General features: G+C 37.3%; 12 protein-coding genes. All 12 read right to left on the bottom strand.

Features of this window, described 5'->3' with window-relative positions; translation table 11 throughout:
* Nucleotides 1–31: 31 nt before the first annotated feature.
* The 12 genes from AC25Y1_RS16115 to AC25Y1_RS16170 all read right to left on the bottom strand — a co-directional run bounded on the left by AC25Y1_RS16115 (nt 32) and on the right by AC25Y1_RS16170 (nt 10,247).
* Nucleotides 32–313 (bottom strand): DUF1294 domain-containing protein, encoded by a 282-nt coding sequence (locus AC25Y1_RS16115; RefSeq protein WP_488149036.1) that lies wholly within the window; start codon nt 311–313, stop codon nt 32–34.
* A 144-nt stretch (nt 314–457) separates the two neighbouring features.
* Nucleotides 458–817 (bottom strand): 50S ribosomal protein L20, encoded by a 360-nt coding sequence (rplT, locus tag AC25Y1_RS16120; RefSeq protein ID WP_488149022.1) that lies wholly within the window; start codon nt 815–817, stop codon nt 458–460.
* A 42-nt stretch (nt 818–859) separates the two neighbouring features.
* A complete protein-coding gene (gene rpmI, locus AC25Y1_RS16125; protein WP_488149023.1) occupies nt 860–1,060 on the bottom strand; it encodes a 50S ribosomal protein L35 in 201 nt (66 codons plus the stop codon).
* A gap of 31 nt (nt 1,061–1,091) precedes the next feature.
* A complete protein-coding gene (gene infC / locus AC25Y1_RS16130) occupies nt 1,092–1,595 on the bottom strand; it encodes a translation initiation factor IF-3 (RefSeq protein WP_488149024.1) in 504 nt (167 codons plus the stop codon).
* Between the two features lie 351 nt (nt 1,596–1,946).
* Complete coding sequence (gene thrS / locus AC25Y1_RS16135) at nt 1,947–3,881, bottom strand: threonine--tRNA ligase (RefSeq protein WP_488149025.1); 1,935 nt, start codon at nt 3,879–3,881, stop codon at nt 1,947–1,949.
* Nucleotides 3,882–4,269: 388 nt separating this feature from the next.
* Nucleotides 4,270–5,181 (bottom strand): hypothetical protein, encoded by a 912-nt coding sequence (locus AC25Y1_RS16140; RefSeq protein ID WP_488149026.1) that lies wholly within the window; start codon nt 5,179–5,181, stop codon nt 4,270–4,272.
* Nucleotides 5,182–5,221: 40 nt separating this feature from the next.
* A complete protein-coding gene (dnaI, locus tag AC25Y1_RS16145; protein WP_488149027.1) occupies nt 5,222–6,169 on the bottom strand; it encodes a primosomal protein DnaI in 948 nt (315 codons plus the stop codon).
* Nucleotides 6,170–7,537: a replication initiation and membrane attachment family protein gene (locus AC25Y1_RS16150; protein WP_488149028.1), complete on the bottom strand. Its 1,368-nt coding sequence runs from the start codon at nt 7,535–7,537 to the stop codon at nt 6,170–6,172. It lies immediately after the preceding gene.
* 18 nt (nt 7,538–7,555) lie between these two features.
* Complete coding sequence (gene nrdR / locus AC25Y1_RS16155) at nt 7,556–8,020, bottom strand: transcriptional regulator NrdR (protein WP_488149029.1); 465 nt, start codon at nt 8,018–8,020, stop codon at nt 7,556–7,558.
* 554 nt (nt 8,021–8,574) lie between these two features.
* Entirely contained in the window at nt 8,575–9,195 is a 621-nt protein-coding gene (locus AC25Y1_RS16160) for a hypothetical protein (protein ID WP_488149030.1), read from the bottom strand.
* Nucleotides 9,196–9,361: 166 nt separating this feature from the next.
* Nucleotides 9,362–9,829: a hypothetical protein gene (locus AC25Y1_RS16165; protein WP_488149031.1), complete on the bottom strand. Its 468-nt coding sequence runs from the start codon at nt 9,827–9,829 to the stop codon at nt 9,362–9,364.
* 166 nt (nt 9,830–9,995) lie between these two features.
* The gene (locus AC25Y1_RS16170) at nt 9,996–10,247 is read right to left on the bottom strand and encodes a phosphatase (RefSeq protein WP_488149032.1); all 252 of its coding nucleotides are present in this window, start codon (nt 10,245–10,247) and stop codon (nt 9,996–9,998) included.
* Between the last annotated feature and the right edge of the window lie 412 nt (nt 10,248–10,659).

Here is a 10,659-nt window from a genome sequence, read left to right on the forward strand (position 1 = left end):
GAATAGAATTGTCTATTTCCTGACAGTTTTTTTATGCAATAGACTGCGTGGGTAATGTTACACCGAATAAATATAGTATCACGACACCATAAACAATAGCTAACATTAAAAAACCAATTCGAAATGATGTATGTCTTGTTTTATGACGGAATACTTGCATACCCAAATAGGAACCGATTCCTCCCCCAAGAATCGCTAAAAACCATAAGTTTTTCTCAGGTATTCGCTGTCCTTTTCGCTTTGCTTGACGTTTATCATAGCCCATTGCTATAAAAGCCCAAATCGACATAATGGCCATCCAAATAAGAATCACTGTTTGCAATCGATTTCCCCCTTTTTACTAGTTTACACTTTTATTCATTTGATAGAAAACTAAATCGATATAATAACAGTTTTAAAAGAAAAACCGCCTCCACTTGAATTTCTTCAAGCGAAAAGGCGGTTTAGTTTTCGTTAATTATTTAGCAACTGCTTTTTTTGCTGCATCTGCAAGTTGTGTGAACGCTGTTGCGTCAGACACCGCTAGTTCAGCAAGCATTTTACGGTTGATATCAATGCCAGCTACTTTTAAGCCGTGCATCATATTGCTGTATGAAAGACCATTCATACGAGCTGCCGCATTGATACGTGTAATCCATAATTTACGGAAATCACGTTTTCTTTGACGACGGTCTCTGTATGCATAATTAAATGATCTCATTACTTGTTCGTTTGCTGTTTTATATAGTCTATGTTTAGAACCATAATACCCTTTTGCTAATTTAATAATGCGTTTATGGCGCTTACGTCTGACTACTCCGCCTTTAACTCGTGGCATAGTAAAAACCTCCTGCTTTTCTGTTCGAATTTAGTATTTTTATTATTTTACGTACGTGATCATTTCGCGAATGCGTTTGTAGTCACCTGAAGAAACTAGTGATGCTTTACGCAAATGACGTTTTGCTTTTGTCGTTTTGTTTGCAAAAAGGTGACTTGTGTATGCACGGCCACGTTTTAGTTTTCCAGTACCTGTTTTCTTGAAACGTTTTGCTGATCCCCTATGTGTTTTCATCTTAGCCATAAATGGTTCCTCCTAAATCTTTCGTTGTCACTTATTTCTCGACAGTTGGCGCAAGTATTAAGAACATGCTACGGCCTTCCATCTTAGGTCTTTGTTCAACTGTAGCCAGTTCTTTACATTCTTCAGCAAATCGGTCTAGTACTCGTTGTCCGATTTCCTTATGTGTAATCGCACGTCCTCTGAAACGAATCGATGCTTTTACTTTGTCGCCGTTTTCAAGGAACTTAATCGCGTTGCGAAGTTTTGTTTGAAAGTCATGCTCATCAATTGTTGGGCTCAAACGAACTTCTTTCAACAAGATAATCTTCTGATTCCGACGAACTTCACGTTCTCTTTTTTGTTGCTCAAACTTAAATTTTCCGTGGTCCATAATTCTAGCAACTGGTGGTTTTGCTTTCGGTGCAACAAGAACTAAGTCTAAGTTAACACTCGTTGCAATTTCCAGTGCTTCGTTGCGTGTTTTGATTCCAAGCTGTTCGCCGTTATGATCAATCAGACGAACCTCGCGGGCACGTATGCCCTGGTTTACGTTCATGTCTTTGCTAATAGTAATCCACCTCCGGGTAAACTTATCTCAAGAATAAATAGTTTGGATATAACGACCCTATTAGTCGTACCCACCATATATTTTAAAAATAAAAAGCGAGTAGACAAATTGGATTTGTCTACCCGCATATGTGTACGCACATCAACATGTACGATACTTCATAAATGTGCTGACCTGCTAACAACGTTTTCGCGTCCATCAGGTGAGAAGCGGGTAGCCTCTTCTTATACCACAAACTATATTCAATAAATTACTTACCTTAGTTATCATACCATCCAGGCTGATACATGTCAACCATTAATTCTATCTGCAAATTTTTCGAACGAAACGCTACTAAGCTTACTTTTTATTTACGTCCTCGGATATACTCTGGATAAAGTCTTCAAACTTCATACTTTCAGATTGTTTCTCTCCGTATTTACGTACGTTCACTTCACCAGATTCAACTTCTTTATCACCTAAGACAAGCATGTATGGAACTTTTTGCATTTGCGCTTCACGAATTTTATAACCGATTTTCTCTTCTCTCTCATCTAATGACACTCTATATCCTGCTTCGACAAGTTTTTCACGTACATCATTTGCATAATCAAAATGTGCACTTGGAGAAACTGGGATCACTTGAACTTGAATCGGTGCTAACCAAGTTGGGAATGCACCTTTGTATTCTTCTATTAAATAGGCAACAAAACGTTCCATTGTTCCAACGACTCCGCGGTGAATGACAACCGGACGATGTTGCTTTCCGTCTTCGCCGATATAAGTTAAGTCAAATCGCTCCGGTAATAGGAAGTCTAATTGAACAGTTGAAAGTGTTTCTTCCATTCCAATTGCAGTTTTTACTTGAACGTCCAGTTTCGGACCATAAAATGCAGCTTCACCTTCAACTTCAATATAGTCAACATTCAGTTCATCCATCGCTTCTTTTAACATTTCCTGCGCGCGTTCCCACATCGCATCGTCATCAAAATACTTTTCAGTATCTTCTGGGTCTCTGTAAGATACGCGGAATGAATAATCAGTAATATTAAAGTCTTTATAAACATCAATAATTAGCTGAACAACTTTTTTAAACTCATCCTGAATCTGGTCTGGACGAACGAAGAGATGCGCATCATTCAAAGTCATACCGCGCACACGTTGTAATCCTGAAAGTGCGCCTGACATTTCGTAACGGTGCATTGTCCCAAGCTCTGCTATACGAAGCGGCAGGTTACGATATGAATGAATGCCATTTTTATAAATCATCATATGATGCGGGCAGTTCATTGGACGAAGGACGAGATCTTCATTGTCCATACTCATGACCGGGAACATATCATCTTGGTAATGATCCCAGTGTCCGCTTGTTTTATACAGTTCAGAACTTCCCAAAACTGGTGTATAAACATGATCATAACCAAGTTTTTCTTCTTTATCGACAATATAGCGTTCGATAATACGGCGGACAGTTGCGCCTTTTGGCAACCACATTGGAAGTCCTTGACCAACTTTTTGAGAGTTCATGAATAAGTTAAGTTCTTTACCTATTTTCCGATGATCTCGTTCTTTCGCCTCTTCAAGCATTTTCAAATGAGCTTTCAGTGCATCTTTTTTGAAAAAAGCAGTTCCGTATATACGTTGCAACATTTTATTATTGGAATCTCCACGCCAATATGCGCCTGCAATGCTGAGTAATTTAAATTCTTTTAGCTTAGCTGTTGACGGGACATGTACACCGCGACATAAGTCTACGAAGTCGCCTTGTTCATATATCGATACTTGTTCATCTTCTGGGATTGCTTGAATCAGTTCTAATTTATATTCATCGCCAATTTCTGTGAAAAGCTCAATCGCTTCTGCTCGAGAAACATCACGACGCACTATGTCAATATTTTCATTCACGATTTGCTTCATTTCTTTTTCAATTTCAGGTAGATCATCTGCAGTGATTGGAACGGATGAGTCAATATCATAATAGAATCCATTCTCTATGACTGGACCAACGCCGAATTTTGCATCTTTAAAAAGACGTTTTACTGCTTGTGCAAGCACATGAGCAGAGCTATGGCGTAAAATCTCTAGTCCTTCAGGTGAATCTGGTGTAATAATCGCAATTTCTCCGTCAGTTGAAATCGGTGTTTTAAAATCAATCAATTGTCCGTCTAGCTTTCCCGCAAGTGCATTTCTACGAAGTCCTGGGCTAATAGATGCCGCGACTTCTTCTGTAGTCGTTCCTTTTGGAAATTCCTTTACTGCACCATCTGGAAATTTCAATTTAATTTCATTCGACATTTTCAAACACTCCTTTTATAATTAAAAAACAAAAAAAGCCCCATCCCTGGAAAGGGACGAAGCTATCGCTCGTGGTTCCACCCTTCTTCACTTAATAACAGGAATAATAGATTCAAGTTATTAAAGAAGCTCTGCTTCGGCTAACGGGCCGGATCCGTCATCGGTTACGAAAACTAAGTTCACCGATGCTGCTCCAAGGTGGTAAATTGTACGTCATTCCTTCAGGGCTTCCAGCCAAGTGCGGAAAGATACAATTCAATCTTTCCCTTAATGTCCCCGTTCTCTGGCGGCTAACAAAACAATTATTATCCTTATCCATGCATTTAATTACTTATTAGAGATGAGTATACGCCGTATCAAAATGAATTGCAAGTAAATTTCACAAAATCTAGTTTACACCAAATTCTAGGACAGTTGAAACTTCATTGATATGAAAAACTTTAACTGAATAGGTTCCTTTTTCCTCGGGTAAAAAGGAAGAATATGCATTGAGTGTGTTGCCTGCTTGTAAGTTGAATTTACGGTTTTCATCTTGGCATGGACCAAATGTTTCGGGTAGTTTGACTGATTTATCATTTGCCCTAACTGTAAACTGAATATCCAATTGGCAGCTATTTTCAAGCAAACGTATAAAGTTATCACCCGTATTTGAAAGCGCACTAGATAAGTAAATTGGTTCTCCAACTTTAAATTCACCTTCAGCAACTACATTTAGGGATAGTGAGCCTAAATTTGAGGAGGCATCCTTCACATCTAATGCTGGGTTTCCTACTGTTATAGCTTTCTTTAAAAGTGGCATATTCGCAAAGTAAGCAGAAACAATATATTTCCCCTCATTTTCAGCGATAAATTCTGCTGTTGTATCTAAACTTTCACCAACTAATACCTCAGTATCTTCAGTAGGATCCTCACAATCAGGTGGTGTTTGGTTCTCTTTGTAATCTTCAAATGGCGTTAGAACTAATGTGACGTCTTTTGTACATTTACTACCACTCTTTAAGGTGACTGGTCCGTTATATGTATTTTTTAGTGACGCACTCACCTCAAAAGGTATGCCAGCCTCCACTTTATCATCCATATCCACGCTTAAAGTAAAAGGTTCAAATGTAAATGTATCTACAAGAATTTCAGTGTTATCTGCTTGATTTCCCTCTTCAATTTCTTCGGTTTTAGCTTCTTCTGCATGTTCAGTGTCAGGTGTCGTTTTTTCAGAATCTGCGGTATCTTGATTGTTAAAAAGAAATGTACCTAACATAATTAGAATGACCAAACTTAGTAAAATCGCTAGTATCTTCTTCAAAAAAATCCCCCATTACTCTTTCAAATCATATGTGTATTCATTATTTTCGTCGGTTTTCTCCACTTAGCTTAATATCTGTAGATACCATTCGAATTCTTTCCATAATACGGGCTGCTTTCACAACATCTTTATCCCCACGTTGCGTATAGGTTAAATGGTTTTCTAATTCTTCATAACTTAAATTCGATGTGAAAAACGTTGGTAGTTGTTCAGCCATTCGATGTTGCAGGATTGTGCCTAGCACTTCATCACGTGTCCATGCAGACATAGCCTCTGCACCGAAATCATCTAAAACTAACACTTGTGCCCTTTTTACAAAGTCGATTTTTTCGTTTAAAGTTTGATCTTGTATTGATTGTTTAATTTCACGTAAAAATTCTGGAACGTAAACAACAATCGTCTTAACCCCACGATTGGCTAGTTCATTTGCCAATGCGCCGAGAATAAATGATTTTCCGATACCAAAAGGACCATAAATATAGAGTCCACGTTGAGGTAATTTTCCAGTTTGATCTAAGCTATTTAAAAATTCATTTGCAGCTTCTACAACCGCAATTCTACTTTCATCTGATGTAGCTTTCAAATCAATGTCGTGTAATTGTGCTTCCATCACTTCTTTAGGCATATGCATACTTTCAATCATGTTTGCTGTTTTTCGTTGATTTTCATCTGTTAATTTTGATGGGCATTTTAAATATTCAATATCAATCAGGTCACGTCTAATCACTAACTTTGGCTCAAAACCATTCATAATATTTTTACAGTTCGATAAATCAGTACATTTATCACAGCCATGTGAAGCACTTGAATATTCATAGAGTTTACCTAAACTTCTTTCAATCATCTGCTCATTGATTTCAGTTGAATTTTTCGAAAGAAACTTTTGAACACCTGGATTCTTCATTATTTCAACTTGTAAATCTTCATAGCGCGCAGCAAATTCTGGTGCATTGACTACTCGTCTTAATGCATCTCCAATCGGTTCCATTTACTTCACCTCACTTCTTCTAGCGTTTAAGTTTTCCAGTAGTTTACGTCGTCTTTCTTCTACGTCCGGATCTTGCGCTTTAGGTTGTTCTTTTTTCTTATCATCTTTTTTGAAAAACCATTCAGGAACCATTGCTTCTCGGCCAGTTCCACGTTTGTTATAAGTTGCAGGTTTTTGACCTTCATTTTTCCACTGCATATATTTGTCATGTTCTTTTCGTGAGAATTCTAACGCTTCTTTTGCGGTGCTTACTTTTTTGTTCATCCAATGCGAAGCAATTCGTTCAACATAATTATTTGTAATTTTACCGTCATTACGAATATGTACGTATTGTAAAAGTACGTTAACTACGCCTATTGGTAAAGCATGTGTATTGATGAGCCGTTCTGCTAATTGTACATCAACGGATAATGGCTCTTTGTCATTTAAATCACGCAACATATCTATTGGTGCAGTGTTCTCCATGTAATACACTAACTCTTCTTCACGCGAGCGTTTTTCTTGTTGAAGAGGTGCTGGCTGTGTTTCGACAAACACTTTTTTCAATGATGGTGCTTCTTTTGAGATGCTCATTTTATAAAAATCTGCTGCTGCACGGCGAAGTCTCGACTCTGGTAATTGCAAATCTTCATCCAATGCCATCATGATGACTTTTTGCATATCAAGCGGATTTAGGGAATAAAGGAATGCAAGTTTTGTTATTGTCTCCCTTGGCACTGAAGCTAATGCCGCTTGTGGAATCATCTGTTCGGATAGTCCGGACTTCAACAAATTAAAATCAAAATCATAGTTCACAAAAGGAACACCTTCTGATCGATTCTCCCCAATAATTTCCACTCCGGAATTTTCGTTGGCATTGGAACCGTTCGTAGCTGGTGTGTAAACATCAAGAAATGTTCGAGATACATCTGTAAAACTTCCATCAACTGGATGAGTAACCGTAAAACGAGCAAGTAAATTTCTATAGGCTTGTTCACCGATTTTACTGAATAAAAAAGTTGATAATAATGGATCATTAAAAAACTCTTTTGCCGTTAGTGGGGCATATAATTTATAAAGAAATGACCGTTCATCGCCATCTTTTTTCTTATACGTGCGTAAAAGCCCAATCGCTTCTAGCGAAATACGCGCTTCAAAAATCGGTTCCAGCGGGGTTGATAATAGATTCATAAGATAATAATGATTGTATTCCCTTTCGACTTCTTGTTCCGCATCAGCCCATAGCGTCATAAAAAGACTCATCGCATCAGAACCGATTAGCGGTTGATAAAACAGTGTCAGAAGTTGCCGGTCATAGTCCGAAATTGGGTGCGATAACTGTATTTTGTATGAATCCACAGGTTGTAATTCTTTGTAGTGCGCCACCATTTTAACCTACACCTTCCATTAATTCTCTTCTGCTTTCGTTTGAAGATTTTTTAATTCATCTATAAAAACAGTAATGTCCTGGTAATCTCGATAAACAGATGCAAATCTAACGTAAGCAACTTCATCCACATTTGCTAGTCGTTCTAAAACCATTTCTCCTAAATCACCTGAATTTATCTCAGCGATTCCAGAACTTCTCAATTCTTTTTCAATTTCATACACAATATCCTTTAAATCATCCAAAGCAACAGGTCGTTTAACACAGGCACGAATAAGTCCTCGTAAAATTTTATCGCCTACAAACTCATCACGTGAACCATCTTGTTTTACGACGATTAACGGCGCTTCATCAATTTTCTCGAACGTTGTAAAGCGAAAAGCACAAGATTCGCACTCCCTTCGCCGCCGAATAGACCTACTACTATCAGCTGGACGAGAATCGACAACTTTAGATCCATTATATTGGCATGCTGGGCATTTCATAAGATATCCTCCACTTTTCCCTTTAATAGTATATTAATTATAACAGAAAATGTAGGTAAACAGAACAAAAGCATAGGAAAGCGTTGAGTATGAATGGTTTAGGTTTTGAATTAAGATCCTAAAAACTTTTCCTACCTGATGATGTTTATAAAATCACACATTAAAAAACGCTTCGGCGCTGGTGGATGCCTCCCGCGAGAAGCCTGCGCTGATTTGTTATTAGTAGTTTGTTTTCGTTTATTGAGTAGTGGATTTTGTATAAATCTATATACTATTTCGTTTTAATATCGAATAAGATGGTGAATTTCAAGAAATGAAGTGAAAGCCAGCTGGAATAGGCGGTTTTTAAATGGCAAGGATTTTGAAAGATAAAAAAGCCTAAACCCTCCTTACCTTGAACGAGGAATTAAGCTTATGATTTTCAACAACCGTGCCTTTTAGTGGGACAGGCAAAATCCATACATTTTTATTCTCTCCTTCATTTACGTCGGTAAATAATTAGTGCAGTCTTCTAAAACTGAAAACCTATATCTTGTTTTAATAACTTTCCAAGCTTATTTTCCATGCCCATATTTTTCCTTGAATGCATCAATCCATTCCATATCGATTGGTCCATTAAGAACTTTATAATAAGAGGTATGATTAAAAGATAAGAGCCGATTCTCATAAATGGAGGCGCCTGTCGTTTTACCCTTTGAGTAAATCATGACCTGAAATCCTTTCTCTCCTGAAACATTGCTATTCCAGTCGGAGTCCTTCATCTTTTTTACTCGGTACTGGCTCAGAAACACCATCAATTCTTCGACAGGTTCTTTCTCTTCAATTCGCAAATCGGAGAAACCTAATTCCATCACCTCGAAATTTGAAGCTTGATAAGTGATTAAGTCATCCAAACCTTTTTCCCTATGATCGCCATATACATTCCATGAAAACAACAGCACGACACCGATGATTCCGATCATGTGATACTTCAACGGTATTTTTAGCACAAGCAATCTTGCGGTCAAAAACGCCGCAGGAATGACGATCAAAATTATGATTATGAAACCGAGCGAGCCTGGTATAATGCTCCCGAAAACCCACCGATTCCATAGAAAAGCAAAAACCTTAAAATATAACAAGAAAAATAGGACTCCCCAAAAGAATAACGCAAACTTGCCCTTCGTTGTATCCACTTTAATTCATCTCCCTTGAATATTTTCTTCTAAAAATTGATCTTTTTTTGTGTTAAAGAAAATACTGTTTTTTGTTTTTAATAATTTACATTTCTTTCTTAAAACTTGAAACAAAGTCCACTTACTCATTTACATCTTTAAGGGGCTGAATTATGGGTTGTTAATATTAATTTTTCAACATTCGTAATAGCTGTAAACCATCAGATAGGTAACCACCAATGGCCCCCATCCAACGAGGATAGATTACAGGAATTATTGTACCAATGAACTGAAGAAAAAATAACATTGTTGTCCACCAAAACAATGAATGCACCCCACTTTGAGGGGTAAACAGCGTCAGGATTCCAAATAAAAAGGCAAGTAACAAAGACAATAAAGGTCCACCGGCTAATGCAATCGCTTTCTGTCGTTTACTAAAGTCTTTCCCCCAATAGGTAAGACCTGTATAGGACCAATATATATGAAAGTGAATCCTTCCTAGTCTGAAGTTCTCTTTATTCTTTTTACTTCCCGGTCCAAGATAAATATGCACATGTTTTTTTGAAGCAAAGGCAGCGCCGATTCCATGTCCCAATTCATGTAATAAGACACAAATTGGTGCAACTATAATATAAAAAATTAAGAACAGTAACATAACATGTATCTGCCCTTTCTTATTTTCTAAGTTTGTTTGAACAATAATCCACATATATGGCACGATTATTATGAGCCCAAATTAAAGTTACTATGTCGTGCAACAATCTGGTTCGATTCTGGCACAGCTGTGTTCAATTATCGCGCCAGATTGCGGAAATAATCTATCAAGCCTTTCTTTCTTGTATTACCAATAGAACAATGCCCGCTATTGCTAATAACACAGCTATTACTATTGGCAATCTACCTACTTCCCTCAGGGCAGTTCCAAAAATTCCATACTCTGTATACCAACCTTGACCATCAACACCTCCAAGAGTCAGTGAATAAATTGTTGCTGATATTAAGGCCGAACCATAAATAATGGCACTCGATAATAACAAAATAGGTCCAATGTTGGTATTTTTAATTTCAATCACCCCTTGCTTGCCTTATGCAACAATCTGGCCTTTTTGTTGAATAAAGTTCTAATTAAATAATTCTAATTAGTGAAACAAGCATAACATTTATAATTGAATAAACGTATGGCTTTTTACTTTAATATCATCCAGATAATGTGAGGCGGTAATCACCTGTCAATTACAAGTACATTTGTCGTCATTTGGTTGTTTCTCAAGAAATGTGCTCGCCAGAAATTAAATAAACATAATGAGTATTTTGTAAAGTAAAAAACGTGTATTACTCTGTTATTTACTTTAAACCTGTTTGATTCCTGGTACATTGTAAATTTTCGAAACAGTAATCAATTTAACTACCCCAGTTTAATGAAATTAGTTGATTGGAGTGGAGAGCGGCGACCATACGCGTCAACTTAAGGTTCTGTTCATCACT

It is taken from the genome of Sporosarcina sp. Y1009 (genome assembly GCF_057669865.1).